Genomic DNA, 15,869 nt, shown 5'->3' with positions numbered 1-15,869 from the left:
CCGTCTCATGCGCGCCAGTCGAGCGGGACCTGCCTCGAACGGTCCCAGGGGAGCTCCCAGCCCGCGAAATGCAGGAGCCGGTCGATCACTCCGGCGGTAAAACCCCAGACCAGAGCCGATTCGACGGTAAAAGCGGGGCCCAGATGGCCCCTCGGATGGACGGCCATGACCCGATGATCGGGATCCGTGAGATCGGCCACGGGAACCGTGAAGACGCGGGCGGTCTCGGCCGGGTCCACGACGCCGACGGGGCTGGGATCGCGCCACCAGCCGAGCACCGGGGTCACGACGAACTCGCTGACCGGGATGTACAGGCGCGGCAGCACGCCGAAGAGCTGGACGCCGGAGGGGTCGAGCCCGGTCTCCTCCTCGGCCTCGCGCAGGGCGGCGCGCAGCGGGCCGGTGGTGTGCGGATCGCCGTCCTCCGGGTCGAGTGCGCCGCCGGGGAACGAGGGTTGCCCGGGGTGCGAGCGCAGGGTTCCGGCGCGCTCCATGAGCAGCAGCTCGGGGCCACGGGGGCCCTCGCCGAAGAGGATCAGCACGGCGGACTGGCGGCCGCGGCCGTCTTCGGGCGGCAGGAACCGGCTGAGCTGGGTCGGCCGGACCGTCGCCACCGCCTCGACGACGGGACCGAGCCACCCTGGCAGGCCCTGGGTGCTCACGTGCGGAGCGCCGGCGCCCCGGTCCTCGTACGGGACCTGCGGATCGCCCTGCCGCGGCGGTGCGGCCGCCTGGGCCACACCGCTCTCGTCCCGCGCTCCGCGCGTCATAGGCACCCCTGCTCCTCGCCGTCGCCGACACCGTCGCCGTCCCGATACGGGGACAACGCAGCCCCGGGCCGGATTGGTTCCTCCGCGGGCCGCCGTGCGGCGGCCGGCGGCCGTGCTCCGTTCCGTTCCGCTCCGCGTTCCGTGCTCAGGAGGCGGTCGAGGCGGCCGATTCGGTCGTGCCGGTCGCCTCGGCCGCGTCCGCCGAGGCCGCCCGGCCGGCGCCCAGCGGCGGCGCCGGCAGGCCCGGATAGTCGGGCGGCGGGCTCAGCCGCTGGCCGGGCTGGCCGCCCTTCTCGTACTTGAGCAGCTTCCGCGCCTTCTCCGGGTCCGTCTCGCCCTCCCCGTACGCCGGGCACAGCGGGGCGATCGGGCAGGCGCCGCAGGCGGGCTTGCGGGAGTGACAGATCCGGCGGCCGTGGAAGACGACGCGGTGCGAGAGCATCGTCCACTCGCTCTTCGGGAAGATCGCGCAGATCTCCGCCTCGACCTTCTCTGGGTCCTCCTGCTCGGTCCACTTCCAGCGGCGCACCAGCCGGCCGAAGTGGGTGTCCACGGTGATCCCCGGGACTCCGAACGCATTGCCGAGCACCACGTTGGCCGTCTTACGGCCGACTCCCGGCAGCGTCACCAGGTCCTCGATCCGGCCCGGCACGTTCCCGCCGAAGTTGTCCCGCAGGGCCTGGGAGAGGCCGAGGAGGGACCGCGCCTTCGCCCGGAAGAACCCGGTCGGCCGGATGATCTCCTCCAGATCCTCGGGCACGGCCGCGGCCATGTCCTCGGGGGTCGGGTAGGCGGCGAACAGGGCCGGGGTCGTCTGGTTCACGCGCAGGTCGGTGGTCTGCGCCGAGAGGACCGTGGCGACCAGTAGCTCGAAGGGATTCCGGAAATCGAGCTCGGGGTGGGCGTACGGATAGATCTCGGCCAGCTCGCGGTTGATGCGACGGGCGCGGCGCACCATCGCCAGATGCGATTCCGGTTTCTTGGCCGAAGCTTTGCCCTGCGGGCTCGGCGGGGCCTTCCGGGGCTTCCCGGGCATCTTCTCGGGGGCTTGTTCGCCCACAGCTGAATTGGGCCCGCCCGTCACTCCTGCGGACCCCTTGGCCTGTGCTCTCACCGGCTTGTTGGACACCCGGCCAGCCTAAGGCCGGGCGCTGACACCCGCCTGGACCTCAGGTAACACCACTCTGATTGGCCTCTCACCGCACAGCACACGCGTACGTCCGGCATCCTTGGTAGTGATTGATCGCACTGTTTGAGCCGTCCGGCAAAATGGGCAACCAGGTCCCCCTGAGCTGGTCGACATAGGAGAGAGACTCGTGGACGACGTTCTGCGGCGCGCCCCGCTCTTCGCGGCGCTCGATGATGAGCAGGCCGCGGAGCTCCGCGCCTCCATGGGCGAGGTGACCCTCGCACGCGGTGACGCCCTGTTCCACGAGGGCGACCCCGGTGACCGGCTGTATGTCGTGACCGAGGGCAAGGTGAAGCTCCACCGCACCTCCCCCGACGGCCGCGAGAACATGCTGGCCGTCCTCGGCCCCGGCGAGCTGATCGGCGAGCTGTCGCTCTTCGACCCCGGCCCGCGTACCGCCACCGCCACGGCCCTGACCGAGGTCAAGCTGCTCGGCCTCGGCCACGGCGACCTCCAGCCCTGGCTCAACGCCCGGCCCGAGGTCGCGACCGCGCTGCTGCGCGCGGTGGCACGGCGCCTGCGCAAGACCAACGACCAGATGTCCGACCTGGTCTTCTCCGACGTCCCGGGCCGCGTGGCCCGCGCCCTCCTGGACCTGTCGCGCCGCTTCGGCGTGCAGTCCGAGGAAGGCATCCACGTCGTGCACGACCTGACGCAGGAAGAGCTGGCCCAGCTGGTCGGCGCCTCCCGCGAGACGGTCAACAAGGCCCTCGCGGACTTCGCGGGCCGCGGCTGGCTCCGCCTGGAGGCCCGCGCCGTGATCCTGCTGGACGTGGAGCGGCTGGCGAAGCGGTCGCGCTGACCGCGGTCCGGATGTGCGTGGAGAGGTCCTGCCTGGTCGGGCGGGGCCCCTCTGGCGTCTCCGGGTGATCGTCTGCGGTTGGCCCCGTCTCCGGGTGGCCGACTCCGGGTGGCCGGTTCCGGGCGATCGTCTCCGGGCGGCCGGCTCCGGGTGTCCGTCTCCGGGTGTCCGTCTCCGGGTGGCCGGCTCCGGGTGGCCGGCTCCGGGTCATCGTCTCCGGGTGCGGCGCTCAGACGTCAGTCAGGGCCTCGACCGCCTGCTTCGCCTCCAGCAGGCCGGCCCCGGTGATCCGCCGATAGACCCGGATGGCCTCGACCGTGCGGCCGTCGCGCACCAGCGCCCGTACCTCGTCCAGCCCGGCCGGCTCCGGCTCCTCGATCCCGAAGTGGTCCAGGAGCAGGCCGAGACGCCGCTCCAGCCGCTCCGAGCGCCGCTCCAGGGCCTTCATGCGCAGGGTCACCGTCGAGGTGATCCACGAGGCGGTGGCGATCAGCGCGAGCAGCAGGAACAGCGTGGTCATTCGGGGCCCCCCGGGATCAGTCCGTGATCTTGAAGGTACTCCAGCTGCGCCCGTACGGACCATTCCGCGGCCGGCCACAGCGAGCGGTCCACGTCCGCGTAGACGTGGGCCACGACCGCCGCGGGGGTCGTGTACCCGTCCTCCACGGCCGTCTCGACCTGGGCGAGCCGGTGCGCGCGGTGGGCCAGGTAGAACTCCACCGCGCCCTGGGCGTCGTCCAGGACCGGCCCGTGGCCCGGGAGCACCGTGTGCACGCCGTCGTCGACCGTCAGCGAGCGCAGCCGGCGCAGCGAGTCCAGGTAGTCGCCGAGGCGCCCGTCGGGGTGGGCCACGACGGTGGTGCCGCGGCCGAGGATCGTGTCGCCGGTCAGCACGGCGCGGTCGGCGGGCAGGTGGAAGCAGAGCGAGTCGGCGGTGTGGCCGGGGGTGGGGACCACGCGCAGCTCCAGGCCGCCGGTGCGGATCACGTCCCCGGCGCCGAGCCCCTCGTCGCCGAGGCGCAGGGCGGGGTCCAGCGCGCGGACCTTGGTACCGGTGAGCTCGGCGAACCTGCCCGCGCCCTCGGCGTGGTCGGGGTGGCCGTGGGTGAGGAGGGTCAGCGCGATCCGCTTGCCGGCCTGCTCGGCGGCCGCCACGACGGCCCGCAGGTGGGCCTCGTCCAGCGGGCCGGGGTCGATGACGACGGCTTCCGCGGAATCGGGCTCCGAGACGAGCCAGGTGTTGGTGCCGTCCAGGGTCATCGCGGAGGCGTTGGGGGCCAGGATGTTGACCGCGCGGGCGGTGGCGGGCCCTGAGGTAACGATTCCTCGGGGCTGTCCGGGCAGAGCGGCCGCATTCGTCACGGGGTGCCTCCGGGGCGGACGTGCTTGGTGAACTCGTCGTGGCCGGGCCAGCTGAGCACCAGCTCGCCGTTCTCCAGCGTGGCCTGGGCCAGTACGGGGGTCAGGTCCTGGGCGGCGGCCGCGGCGAGGGCACCGGCGGCGCTCCCGTACGGCTTCAGCGAGCGCAGCGTGGAGATGGTGGGCGGCATCATCAGCAGCTCGCCCTTGTCGTAGCCGGCCGCGGCCTCCGCGGGGCGGATCCAGACGGTCCGGTCGGCCTCGGTGGAGGCGTTGCGGGTGCGCTGGCCCTCCGGGAGGGCGGCCACGAAGAACCAGGTGTCGTAGCGGCGGGGCTCGAACTCCGGGGTGATCCAGCGGGCCCAGGCGCCGAGCAGGTCGGAGCGCAGCAGCAGGCCGCGGCGGTCCAGGAACTCGGCGAAGCTGAGCTCGCGGGCGACGAGGGCCGCGCGGTCGGCCTCCCAGTCTTCGCCGGTGGTGTCGCCGACGACGGTGTCGGGGGACTCGCCGGCGAGCAGGACGCCGGCCTCCTCGAAGGTCTCGCGGACGGCGCCGCAGACGATCGCCTGGGCGGTGCGGGGGTCGGTGTCGAGGCGGGCGGCCCAGTCGTCCTGGCCCGGGCCGGCCCAGCCGACGAGGTGGTCCTCGTCGCGGGGGTCGACCCCGCCACCGGGGTAGGCGTACGCGCCGCCCGCGAAGGCCATGGAGGCCTTGCGGCGCAGCATGTGCACGACGGGACCGGCGGAGGTGTCGCGGAGCAGCATGACGGTGGCGGCGCGGCGGGGTTCCACCGGGACGAGGGAGCCGTCCATGAGCGCGCGGATGCGGTCGGGCCACTCCGGCGGGTACCACTGGCCTCCGGCGGGGGGCTGCTGCTGACCGTACTGACCATTCGGCATGACGGGATGCTACGGGTATCCGGCCCGATGTTCGAGAGCCCCCCGGGGCGGCGGGCCGCGCCGCCCGGACCCCGTCACCGAAACGCCGGAGGGGCTGGGCGAGGCGGAACGGGAACGGCCCCGGCGGCGACGGCAGCGGTCCGCGCCGGTGACTGGAACGGCCCCGGCGGAACGGGAACGGCCCCGGCGGGCCGCCGGACGGAGTCTCCCCCGGCTACCGCTGGGAGGTACCGCCAGCAGTAGCCGGGGGGAAGCCGGTGAGGCCCGCCGGGGCCGAAGCGCGCGAGTGGCGCGTCAAAAAGGAGTGCGGCGCATCAAGAGAAGGTGCTGCGGGTCAGGAAGCGGAAACCTCGACCTGGAGCTCGACCTCGACCGGGGCGTCCAGCGGGAGGACCGCCACGCCGACCGCGCTGCGGGCGTGGACGCCCTTCTCGCCGAGCACCTCGCCCAGCAGCTCGCTCGCACCGTTCAGCACGCCCGGCTGGCCCGTGAAGTCCGGGGCCGAGGCCACGAACCCGACGACCTTCACGACACGCTCGATCTTGTCGAGGTCGCCGATCACCGACTTCACCGCCGCCAGGGCGTTCAGCGCGCAGACCGCGGCCAGCTGCTTGGCCTCCTCCGCGGAGACCTCCGCCCCGACCTTGCCGGTCGTCGGCAGACTGCCGCGGACCATCGGGAGCTGCCCCGCGGTGAACACGTACGCGCCCGACCGCACGGCCGGCTGGTAAGCGGCAAGCGGCGGGACGACGTCCGGCAGGGTCAGGCCGAGCTCGGCCAGCTTCGCCTCGACGACGCCGCTCATGCCTTCTCCCGCTTGAGGTAGGCCACGAGCTGCTCGGGGTTGTTCGGCCCGGGCACGACCTGGACGAGCTCCCAGCCGTCCTCGCCCCAGGTGTCCAGGATCTGCTTGGTGGCGTGGACCAGCAGCGGGACCGTCGCGTATTCGAACTTCTTGGTCATGGGGGCGAGCGTAACGCGTGACACCGAGGGCTCATGCGCAGCCCGAGGGGCGAGTGGTTAGGCTCAGACGCTGTGAGCAGGCTCCAGGTGGTCAGCGGCAAGGGCGGAACCGGAAAGACCACGGTCGCCGCGGCACTCGCGCTCGCCCTCGCGCGCGAGGGCAGGCGGACGCTGCTGGTCGAGGTCGAGGGCAGGCAGGGGATCGCGCAGCTCTTCGGGGCCGAGGCGCTCCCGTACGAGGAGCGGAAGATCGCCGTCGCCTCGGGCGGCGGGGAGGTCTTCGCCCTGGCCATCGACGCCGAGCGGGCGCTGCTCGACTACCTCCAGATGTTCTACAAGCTCGGATCCGCCGGCCGCGCCCTCAAGAAGCTCGGCGCCATCGACTTCGCGACGACCATCGCGCCCGGCCTGCGGGACGTCCTGTTGACCGGCAAGGCGTGCGAGGCGGTCCGGCGCAAGGACAAGGCCGGGCGCTACGTCTACGACCACGTGATCATGGATGCGCCGCCGACCGGGCGGATCACCCGGTTCCTGAACGTCAACGACGAGGTGGCGGGACTGGCCCGGTTCGGGCCGATCCACAACCAGGCGCAGGCCGTCATGAAGGTGCTCAAGTCCCCGGAGACGGCCGTCCACTTGGTCACGCTGCTGGAGGAGATGCCCGTCCAGGAGACCGCCGACGGGATCGCCGAGCTGGAGGAGGCCGGACTGCCCGTCGGGCGGGTCGTCGTCAACATGGTGCGGCCGCACCACCTGGACGAGGACACCCTGCGCGCCGCCGCCGGCGAGCGCCGGGCGGACGTGGCCAAGGCGCTGTCCCGGGCGGGCCTGGGCGGCGCGCGGCGCGGCGGGCTCGCCGAGCGGCTGGTGGACCCGCTGCTCGCGCAGGCCGCCGAGCACGCGAGCCGGGTGGAGCTGGAGCGCGCGCAGCGCACCGTACTGGAGGAGCTGGACGTGGCGACGTACGAACTCCCCCTGCTCGGCGCGGGGATGGATCTGGCCGGGCTCTACGAGCTGGCCTCGGAGCTGCGGAAGCAGGCGGGCGACGCATGACCGAAGCCACGACGGGAATGACGGCAAGGAAGACCGGCGCGGGCCTGGACGCTCCCCCGCGGCTGCCCGTGGACCGGCTGCTGGACGACCCCGGGACGCGGATCATCGTCTGCTGCGGCGCGGGCGGGGTCGGCAAGACCACGACCGCCGCGGCCCTCGGCGTACGGGCGGCGGAGCGCGGGCGGAAGGTGGTCGTGCTGACCATCGACCCGGCGCGGCGGCTCGCCCAGTCGATGGGGATCGACTCGCTGGACAACACCCCGCGCAGGGTCAAGGGGGTCCAGGGAGCCAAGGGGGTCGACGGTGCGGACGGCGGCGAACTGCACGCCATGATGCTCGACATGAAGCGGACCTTCGACGAGATCGTCGAGGGGCACGCGGACGCCGAGCGGGCGGAGGCCATCCTCGCCAACCCCTTCTACCAGTCGCTGTCGGCCGGCTTCGCGGGCACGCAGGAGTACATGGCGATGGAGAAGCTGGGCCAGTTGCGGGCCCGCGACGACTGGGACCTGATCGTCGTGGACACCCCGCCGAGCCGGTCCGCGCTGGACTTCCTCGACGCGCCGAAGCGGCTGGGGTCCTTCCTGGACGGGAAGTTCATCCGCGTGCTGATGGCTCCGGCGAAGGTGGGCGGCCGGGCGGGGATGAAGTTCCTCAACGTCGGCATGTCCCTGATGACCGGCACGCTCAGCAAGCTGATGGGCGCCTCGCTGCTGAAGGACGTGCAGACGTTCGTGGCGGCGATGGACACGATGTTCGGCGGGTTCCGCACCCGCGCGGACGCGACGTTCCGGCTGCTCCAGGCTCCGGGTACGGCCTTCCTGGTGGTCGCGGCGCCCGAGCCGGACGCGCTGCGGGAGGCGGCGTACTTCGTGGAGCGGCTGGCCGCGGAGAACATGCCGCTGGCCGGGCTTGTGTTGAACCGGGTGCACGTCAGTGGCGCCGATCAGCTGTCCGCGGAGCGGGCGTTGGCCGCCGCAGAGAATCTTGAAGAGGGCGGCATTGTCGATCAGGAGTCCGGGAATGCTGGACTTCGTGACTCGGCCGCGGAGGCTGAAGCGGCGGACGCCGACGTGGCGGGGGCCGACGCGGCGGACGCCGATGTGGACGAGATCACCGCAGGACTGCTGCGTCTGCACGCCGAGCGGATGCAGGTGATCGCGCGAGAACAGCGCACACGGGATCGTTTCACCTCGCTGCACCCCGAGGTGGCGGTGGCCGAGGTGGCCGCCCTGCCCGGCGATGTGCACGACCTCGCCGGGCTACGGGCCATCGGAGAGCGACTCGCGGCCGGGGTGCCGGCCGGAGCGTAGGCGTTCGTACGGCACGTGCCCACGGCGGATGCCGACGACGGATGGCGACGACGGATGCCTACCAAGGTGCCTACGACGGATGCCTGCGTACGAGCGGTCCTCCGGGTGCGGAGGCAGTCGTACGCGGGACCGCGCGAGGGGGCCGGTGGCCTACCCCGCTGCCGCGTACGTCTCGTACGGAACGTCGATCTCCGCCATGTCCGCATCGACATCCACGGTGAGGATGCCCGTACTGCGCTCGTACTCCGTGCGAGCGGTTTCGAGCAGCCGTCGCCACGAGGTGACGGTGGGACGCCGGCGCAGCAGTGCGCGACGCTCCCGCTCGGTCATTCCGCCCCATACTCCGAACTCGACACGATTGTCGAGCGCGTCGGCCAGGCACTCGGTCCGCACCGGACATCCGGTGCACACCGCCTTGGCCCTGTTCTGTGCCGCTCCTTGAACGAACAGTTCATCCGGATCGGTAGTGCGGCAGGCTGCCTGCGCACTCCAGTCGGTAACCCAGCCCATCCCGGCGCCGTCCTCTCCCGAATCGAGGCTCCCCCACGGCGGTAGCGGCATATTCACCGCTGCCAGTTGAGGACGTTACGGAAGGCGAGCACAGTGCAACACCCCCGACGGGCCCAATCTTGAATGGTCCGAACGGACTATGGGTAAGCGGCAGATCACCCGACGGAGTGATCCGGCGACATGCCCGACCATTCCGGCAATTCGGGTGGAATCGGCGGACCACGGACGAGCGACCGTCAGAGTGATGGGCGAGATTCGGACATAAGTCCACCCCATTCGGGAAGGGTGAAAATCAAGCCGAGGGGTTGATGTCGCACCACACTGCTGTGACAGTTGGGGACAGCTTAGGCCAAGGCATTCGCGCGTGTCCGGCGAATGAGAACGTAGGCTGCCCTCCATGGGAAAGAAGCGCTCGGGCGCCGGGCTCACGGGGCCGCAGCAGGCCGCCAAGTTCCTCGGGGTGTCCGTTCTCTCCGGAGTTGTGCTGGCCGGCATCGCGATCCCGGGCGCAGGCGCCCTGGGGCTCGCCGCCAAGGGAACGGTCGAGGGATTCGACGAGATCCCGGCCAATCTCAAGACACCGCCGCTGAGTCAGCGCACGACGATTCTGGACGCCGAGGGTGGCTTGATCGCCACGGTCTATTCACGGGACCGGCAGGTGGTGCCGCTCACGGCTATCTCCCCGTACATGCAGAAGGCGATCGTCGCGATCGAGGACTCGCGTTTCTACGAGCACGGCGCGATCGACGCGAAGGGCATCCTGCGCGCGGTCAACCGCAACGCGCAGGAGGGCGGGGCCGCGCAGGGCGCCTCCACGCTGACGCAGCAGTACGTGAAGAACGTGTTCGTCGAAGAGGCCGGCGATGACGAGACCAAGGTGCGAGAGGCCCAGGAGAAGAGCCTCGGCCGCAAGATCCGCGAGCTGAAGTACTCGATCCAGGTCGAGGAGGAGCTCGGGAAGAAGAAGATCCTCGAGAACTACCTCAACATCACGTACTTCGGCCAGCAGGCATACGGAATCGAATCCGCCGCCCAGCGCTACTTCAGCAAGCCGGCCAAGGACCTGACCCTGGACGAGTCGGCGCTGCTGGCGGGCGTGGTGCAGTCGCCGAGCCGGTTCGACCCGGTGAACGACGCGCAGGAGGCGATGAAGCGCCGCAACGTCGTCCTCCAGCGGATGGTCGACATGAAGGACATCTCGCAGGCCGAGGCGGACGAGGCGAAGAAGAAGCCGGTGACGCTGAAGGTGACGCGGCCGAAGAACGGCTGCATCACCGCCGTCAAGGGCGCGGGCTTCTTCTGCGACTACGTGCGCAACACGTTCCTGACCGACCCGGTGTTCGGCAAGACCCGCGAGGAGCGGGCCAAGCTCTGGAACCAGGGCGGCCTGACCGTGCGGACGACGCTGGACCCGCAGTCGCAGGAGTCCGTCAACGAGTCGATCAAGGATCACGTCAACCAGGACGACAAGGTCGCCACGGCCGTGACCCTGGTGCAGCCGGGCACGGGCCGGGTCCTCGCCATGGGCCAGTCCAAGCCGTACGGCTTCGGGAAGAACGAGACGCAGATCAACTTCTCGGTCGACAAGCGGATGGGCGGATCGAACTTCGGCTTCCCGACCGGTTCGACCTTCAAGCCGTTCGTCGCGGCCGCGGCCCTGGAGAAGGGCGTGTCCCCGGGCAAGACGTACCCGTCCCCGCACGACATGGAGTACCCGAGCCCGGTGGAGACCTGCGGCGACAAGCCGTGGGTCAACACCTCCCACGACCGGGTCGAGAACGAGTCGGAGTCCGAGCGCGGCCCGTACGGCATGCAGGACGCGATGGCCAAGTCGGTCAACACGTACTTCGTGGAGATGATCTCCGAGAACGGGCTCTGCCCCGTGACCGAGATGACCACCAAGCTCGGCGTGATCCCGGCCGACGGGACGAAGCTGCCGGAGGTCCCGGCGATCGCGCTCGGCACCGAGGGCATGTCCCCGCTGACCATGGCGAACGCGTACGCGACCTTCGCCAACCGCGGCGTGTACTGCACCCCCGTCGCCCTGGAGTCCATCACCGACGCGCACGGCAAGGCGCTGGCCGTGCCGAAGTCGCAGTGCGACCGCGTGATGAGCGAGAAGACCGCCGACACCGTCAACACGCTGCTGCTCGGCGTGATCGACTCCGGTACGGGTACCGCGGCGGGTCTGACCGACCGGCAGAACGCGGGCAAGACCGGCACCACCGACAGCCGCTACAACGCCTGGTTCGTCGGGTACACGCCGAACATGGCCGGTGCGACGTGGGTCGGCTCGGGCGGCGCGAAGCAGGTGTCGATGGAGAACATCACCATCGGCGGCCAGTACTACGACAAGGTCTACGGCGGCGGGCTGCCCGGCCCGATCTGGAAGCAGGCGGTCTCGGGCGCGCTGTCGGGCCGGGAGGCGCCGACGTTCACCACGGTCGGCATCCCGGAGAGCGGCGGCGCGCCGACGGGCGGCGGCCGGCCCAGTACCCCGAACCCGAACCCGAACAAGCCGGGGAAGCCCGGCAAGCCGGGCGGCGACGGCAAGCCCGGCGGCCGCCCCGGCGGTCAGACGGCGGCGGGGGCCACGGGCGGCCCGACGGGTGGCTTGACCGGCGGGGCGACCGGCGGCGCGACGGGCGGCGGCACCCCGACCGACCCGTTCCCGGGCGGCGTGATCGGCGGCCTTGAGGACTAGAGGACCAGAGGGCACGAAGGTATGGCAGAGGGCCCCGCCCGCGCAGCGCGCGGACGGGGCCCTCTGCCATACCTGTCTACGAGAGGTGCTTCTTGACGGCGGCGGCGACGCGGCCGCCCTCCGCCAGACCGGCCACCTTCGGGTTCACGATCTTCATGACGGCACCCATGGCCCGCGGCCCCTCGGCACCCGCGGCCTTGGCCTCCTCGACGGCCTGCGCCACGATCGCGCCGAGCTCCTCGTCGCTGAGCTGCTTGGGCAGGTAGGTGTCGAGGAACTCGCCCTCCGCCGTCTCGCGCGCGGACTGCTCGGGACGACCGCCCTGCGCGAAGGCCTCCGCGGCCTCGCGGCGCTTCTTCGCCTCCTTGGCGATCACCTTGAGGACCTCGTCGTCGGAGAGCACGCGCGCCTCCTTGCCCGCGACCTCCTCCTTGGTGATGGCGGCGAGGGTCAGGCGCAGCGTGGACGAGTGCAGCTCGTCGCGCGCCCTGATGGCGGTGGTGAGGTCTTCCTGGAGCTTGGCCTTGAGCGTGGTCATGACCTGAGTCTGCCAGGTGCGGGGCCGGTGGCGCCCGCCGGTTTTCCGCGTCTGCGACGATGGGGCCATGCGTGCGCGTTACGGAGTACCCCTGAAGGTCACGGCGTCGATCGCGGCGGTGGGGGCCGCCGGTGTGGCCTATGCCGCCGGTTTCGAGGCGCGGTCGTTCCGGCTGCGCCGGATCACCGTGCCGGTGCTCCCCGCCGGGATGCGCCCGCTGCGCGTGCTCCAGGTCTCCGACATCCACATGGTCGGCGGGCAGCACAAGAAGCGCGCCTGGCTGCAGTCGCTGGCCGGCCTGCGGCCGGACTTCGTGGTGAACACGGGGGACAACCTCTCCGACACGGAGGGCGTTCCGGAGGTGCTCGACGCCCTGGGCCCCCTGATGTCCTTCCCGGGGGTGTACGTCTTCGGGTCGAACGACTACTACGGGCCGCGGCTGCGCAACCCCGGGCGCTACCTGATCGAGAAGGTCCAGGGGCGGCACGGGCTGAACGGCAACAAGCCGGTCGTCGGCGCCGTGCACAACCCGTGGGAGGAGATGCGGGACGCCTTCGACGCGGCGGGCTGGGTCAACCTGACCAACACCCGCGGCCGCCTGAAACTGCCCGGCCTGGAGCTCGCCTTCACCGGGCTCGACGACCCGCACATCAAGCGCGACCGCTACGAGCGGGTCGCGGGCGGGCCGGAGGCGGACGCCGACTTCTCGATGGCGGTCGTGCACGCCCCGTACCTGCGGGTCCTGGAGTCCTTCACCGCCGACCGCTACCCGCTGATCCTGGCCGGGCACACGCACGGCGGGCAGCTGTGCATCCCCTTCTACGGGGCGCTCGTCACCAACTGCGACCTGGACACGAAGCGGGTGAAGGGGCTCTCCACGCACGAGGCGAACGGGCACCGCGCCTACCTCCACGTCTCGGCAGGCTGCGGCACGAACCGCTACACCCCGGTCCGCTTCGCCTGCCCCCCTGAAGCCACCCTCCTGACGCTGACCCCGAAGGCGTAGCGGCCCCGCCGGCCCCCTCGCGAAAACCGGATTTCGTCTCCGGCCGAGGGTCCGCTAAAGTAATCGATGTCGCCAGGACAGCAACCGCTGCAAGGCGACGATCGGGGTGTAGCGCAGCTTGGCAGCGCGCTTCGTTCGGGACGAAGAGGTCGTGGGTTCAAATCCCGCCACCCCGACGCTGTAGTACGAGGTCAGGGCCGGTTTCCTTTGGGAAACCGGCCCTGTTTCGTTTGGTCGGGGCGCACTGTGTGTCAGCCGCCGCGTACGGTGCGTGCTGCCCGGGCCACCGGCTCGCCTCGGGTCGGCCCGGCGCCGGGGGGCCACTGGCGGGCCACCGGGGGGACACCGGGGGGCGGGATGGTGTTCAGCAGTAGGTGACCGCTGACGCCGAGCGGAGGTGAATCAGATGAAGGTTTACGTCAAGCCCGAGGCCAAGAAGGTCGACCAGGGCACCATCGTCGCCGCTGTCCGCTAGTAGCGACCCCCATGCCACGTCTCCCGTTCGGGAGGCGTGGCATGTCCGCTCCACACATCAGCGACAGGGGAATCGGAAGCCTTATGTGCGGAATTGCAGGATTCGCCCACACGGACGGAAGGACCCTCGCGGGGTCGGCCGACGCGATCCTCCGTGACATGGCCCATGCGCTGCGGCCGCGCGGGCCGGATGACATGCAGTTCCACCACACCGGGCCGGCGTGCATGTCGTTCACGCGGCTCGCGCTGATCGACCCCGAGGGCGGGCGGCAGCCGTTCATCAGTGAGGACGGGAACGTCATCCTCGCGGCGAACGGGGAGATCTACAACTACCGGGAGTTGCGGAAGGGGTTCGAGGGGCGGGTTCGCTTTCGGAGTGAGAGCGATTGCGAGGTGCTTCTCCACCTCTATTTGGAGCGGGGGATCGATTTCCTCGACGACGTGCGGGGGATGTTCGGGATCGCCGTCATCGACCTGCGCGAGCAGCGGCTGCTGCTCGCACGCGACCGGCTCGGCATCAAGCCGCTGTTCATCCACCGCAACCGCGACACCGTGCTCTTCGGCTCCGAGGTCAAAGCGCTCTTCGCGCACCCCGACTGCCCGCGCGAGCTCGACTGGGCGCGCGCCCTCGCCGACCAGGGGCTCAGCTCCGCGCCGGTGATGAGCGACGACGAGCCCGTCAGCTGGTTCAAGGGGATCGACCACGTTCCGGTCGGGGCGATCGTCGACATCAGCCTGCGCGGCGGAGCCACCCGCGTGCACCGGTACTGGGAGCTGCCCGCGCCGGCCGAGGCCGGCGGGCTGCCCGAGGCGTTCTTCGTACGGAGCATGGGCGACCTGCTCGCCTCCTCCGTCCGCGAGTGCCTGATCGCCGACGCCGAGATCGGCGTCTTCCTCAGCGGCGGCCTGGACTCCGCGGCCATCACCTCCCTGGCCGCGCACACCGGACTGCACACCTTCTCCGCCCTGACCGGCGCCACCATCGTCAACAAGGACGCGCAGTACGCCCGCGAGACCGCCGACCTGCTCGGACTGCCCAACCACCAGGTCGCCTTCGGGGCCGACCGGATCCCCTCCCCCGACGAGTGGCGGCGCCTGCTCTGGCTGATGGAGACGCCGCTGTGCGGCCCCGAGCAGTTCTACAAGAGCGAGATGTACCGCTTCGCCCGCGCCGAACGCCCCGAGCTCAAGGCGATCCTGCTCGGCTCCGGCGCCGACGAGTTCAGCGGCGGCTACAGCGTCGCCCTCTCCGGCGGCGGCGACTGGGAGGACTTCGAGGGCAACCTGCGGACGATGGCCCGCCGCAAGGCGCTCGGCTCGCAGTCCGCCCTCTCCGTCTGGTGGGAGGGCACCGACCTGCCGCTGCTCAGCGACGACGCCGTCGGCGCGTACGCCCCCGGCGCGGTGGACGACCCGTACGGGTCCTACCTGGCCTGGAAGTTCCGGGACATGCAGCAGTACAACTTCTGGGTCGAGGACCGCACCGCCTCCGGCAACGGCGTGGAGGCGCGCGTCCCCTTCCTCGACCACCGCATCATCGAACTGCTCGCGACCGTGCCGCGCGCCTACCGCAAGCGGCTGTTCTGGGACAAGCAGGTCATCCGCGAGGCCGTACGGGACATCCTGCCCGCCGAGGTGATCGGCCGGCCCAAGCTCGCCTTCTACGAGGGCGAGGGCGTGCGCCACACGCACCGCACCTTCACGCGCATGCTCGCGCAAAGCGGCGACGAGCTCGTCGAGGAGGCCCTCTCCTCGCCCCGCGCCGCCCAGTACCTCGACGGCGCGAACATCCACCGCGCCCTGCGCCGGCTGGAGCGGGACCAGGGCTCCGGCCACGTCGAACTGCTCCTGCGCGTGGTCAACCTGGGCATCCTCGACCTGATGGCCGTGGACGTCCCGGGCAGCCGGGCCCCGAACGGCCCGGCCCCGTACGAACTGCGCGTCACGGACTTCGAGGGCCCCGAGGTCCAGGAGCTGTTCCCGCAGGCACGGATCGAGGAGACCTCGGTGTTCCGCCTCGCCGAGGGCGTCCTCGTACTCGACGACGTACAGGGCGCGAACACCTCGTACGTCGTGGTCGACGGCGGCATCCGCTTCGTCATCGACCACCTCACCCACGCGGACTGGCTGCGGCTGCTGCGTGGATTCGACGGGCGCCGGCCGCTGTCGGAGGCGCTCGCCGCCACCGGCTGCGCACTCGACGCGATGCGGCCGCTGCTGGACGGATCGCTCGAAGCCGGCCTGTTGGAGTCCGTCGACGCCCCCTGAAAAGTAATCACGAGTGAGGTC

The 15,869-nt window shown here is 71.2% G+C and carries 15 protein-coding genes and 1 tRNA gene; 7 read left to right on the top strand and 9 right to left on the bottom strand.

Annotation, left to right across the window (positions count from 1 at the left end):
• Nucleotides 1-5: 5 nt before the first annotated feature.
• Nucleotides 6-770, bottom strand: a complete 765-nt coding sequence (locus ADK52_RS18795; RefSeq protein WP_078988439.1) for an NUDIX hydrolase — start codon at nt 768-770, stop codon at nt 6-8.
• 145 nt (nt 771-915) lie between these two features.
• The gene (gene nth / locus ADK52_RS18790; RefSeq protein WP_420714917.1) at nt 916-1,854 is read right to left on the bottom strand and encodes an endonuclease III; all 939 of its coding nucleotides are present in this window, start codon (nt 1,852-1,854) and stop codon (nt 916-918) included.
• Nucleotides 1,855-2,086: 232 nt separating this feature from the next.
• Here nth and ADK52_RS18785 point away from each other — a divergent pair, with 232 nt between their 5' ends.
• A complete protein-coding gene (locus tag ADK52_RS18785) occupies nt 2,087-2,761 on the top strand; it encodes a Crp/Fnr family transcriptional regulator (RefSeq protein ID WP_003981529.1) in 675 nt (224 codons plus the stop codon).
• 229 nt (nt 2,762-2,990) lie between these two features.
• On the opposite strand, the gene ADK52_RS18780 is transcribed toward ADK52_RS18785, so the two are convergent.
• From ADK52_RS18780 to ADK52_RS41600, 5 genes are all read right to left on the bottom strand, one after another.
• Entirely contained in the window at nt 2,991-3,281 is a 291-nt protein-coding gene (locus ADK52_RS18780; RefSeq protein ID WP_053690988.1) for a hypothetical protein, read from the bottom strand.
• The gene (locus ADK52_RS18775; RefSeq protein WP_053690987.1) at nt 3,278-4,123 is read right to left on the bottom strand and encodes an MBL fold metallo-hydrolase; all 846 of its coding nucleotides are present in this window, start codon (nt 4,121-4,123) and stop codon (nt 3,278-3,280) included. Before ADK52_RS18775 ends, ADK52_RS18780 begins: the two co-directional genes overlap by 4 nt.
• Nucleotides 4,120-5,019: an NUDIX hydrolase gene (locus tag ADK52_RS18770; RefSeq protein WP_053690986.1), complete on the bottom strand. Its 900-nt coding sequence runs from the start codon at nt 5,017-5,019 to the stop codon at nt 4,120-4,122. The genes ADK52_RS18775 and ADK52_RS18770 overlap by 4 nt, the downstream gene beginning before the upstream one ends.
• Before the next feature lie 334 nt (nt 5,020-5,353).
• Nucleotides 5,354-5,824 carry a RidA family protein gene (locus ADK52_RS18765; RefSeq protein ID WP_053690985.1) on the bottom strand — a complete coding sequence of 157 codons (471 nt, stop codon included), beginning with the start codon at nt 5,822-5,824 and terminating at the stop codon, nt 5,354-5,356.
• The gene (locus tag ADK52_RS41600) at nt 5,821-5,982 is read right to left on the bottom strand and encodes a DUF4177 domain-containing protein (RefSeq protein ID WP_007264966.1); all 162 of its coding nucleotides are present in this window, start codon (nt 5,980-5,982) and stop codon (nt 5,821-5,823) included. The genes ADK52_RS18765 and ADK52_RS41600 overlap by 4 nt, the downstream gene beginning before the upstream one ends.
• Before the next feature lie 72 nt (nt 5,983-6,054).
• Here ADK52_RS41600 and ADK52_RS18760 point away from each other — a divergent pair, with 72 nt between their 5' ends.
• Nucleotides 6,055-7,035, top strand: coding sequence for an ArsA family ATPase (locus tag ADK52_RS18760; RefSeq protein WP_053690984.1), 981 nt, complete (start codon nt 6,055-6,057; stop codon nt 7,033-7,035).
• Nucleotides 7,036-7,052: 17 nt separating this feature from the next.
• Entirely contained in the window at nt 7,053-8,348 is a 1,296-nt protein-coding gene (locus ADK52_RS18755) for an ArsA family ATPase (RefSeq protein WP_053691017.1), read from the top strand.
• Between the two features lie 150 nt (nt 8,349-8,498).
• Here the strand turns inward: ADK52_RS18755 and ADK52_RS18750 are convergent, their stop codons facing one another.
• Entirely contained in the window at nt 8,499-8,858 is a 360-nt protein-coding gene (locus tag ADK52_RS18750) for a WhiB family transcriptional regulator (protein WP_053690983.1), read from the bottom strand.
• Nucleotides 8,859-9,255: 397 nt separating this feature from the next.
• On the opposite strand from ADK52_RS18750, the gene ADK52_RS18745 reads away from it, so the two are divergent.
• Nucleotides 9,256-11,562 (top strand): transglycosylase domain-containing protein, encoded by a 2,307-nt coding sequence (locus tag ADK52_RS18745; protein WP_053690982.1) that lies wholly within the window; start codon nt 9,256-9,258, stop codon nt 11,560-11,562.
• 76 nt (nt 11,563-11,638) lie between these two features.
• Here ADK52_RS18745 and ADK52_RS18740 read toward each other — a convergent pair whose 3' ends face one another.
• Nucleotides 11,639-12,100 carry a GatB/YqeY domain-containing protein gene (locus tag ADK52_RS18740; protein WP_053690981.1) on the bottom strand — a complete coding sequence of 154 codons (462 nt, stop codon included), beginning with the start codon at nt 12,098-12,100 and terminating at the stop codon, nt 11,639-11,641.
• 67 nt (nt 12,101-12,167) lie between these two features.
• On the opposite strand from ADK52_RS18740, the gene ADK52_RS18735 reads away from it, so the two are divergent.
• From ADK52_RS18735 to asnB, 3 genes are all read left to right on the top strand, one after another.
• Nucleotides 12,168-13,106, top strand: coding sequence for a metallophosphoesterase (locus ADK52_RS18735; RefSeq protein ID WP_053690980.1), 939 nt, complete (start codon nt 12,168-12,170; stop codon nt 13,104-13,106).
• A 102-nt stretch (nt 13,107-13,208) separates the two neighbouring features.
• Nucleotides 13,209-13,282, top strand: a tRNA-Pro gene (locus ADK52_RS18730).
• A 310-nt stretch (nt 13,283-13,592) separates the two neighbouring features.
• Nucleotides 13,593-15,848, top strand: a complete 2,256-nt coding sequence (asnB, locus tag ADK52_RS18725; RefSeq protein ID WP_078988436.1) for an asparagine synthase (glutamine-hydrolyzing) — start codon at nt 13,593-13,595, stop codon at nt 15,846-15,848.
• Nucleotides 15,849-15,869 lie beyond the last annotated feature (21 nt).

The organism is Streptomyces sp. WM6372, assembly GCF_001279655.1.
GTDB lineage: Bacteria > Actinomycetota > Actinomycetes > Streptomycetales > Streptomycetaceae > Streptomyces.
Note: the sequence above shows the minus strand (reverse complement) of the source record. Positions and strands in the feature narration are given on the sequence as shown.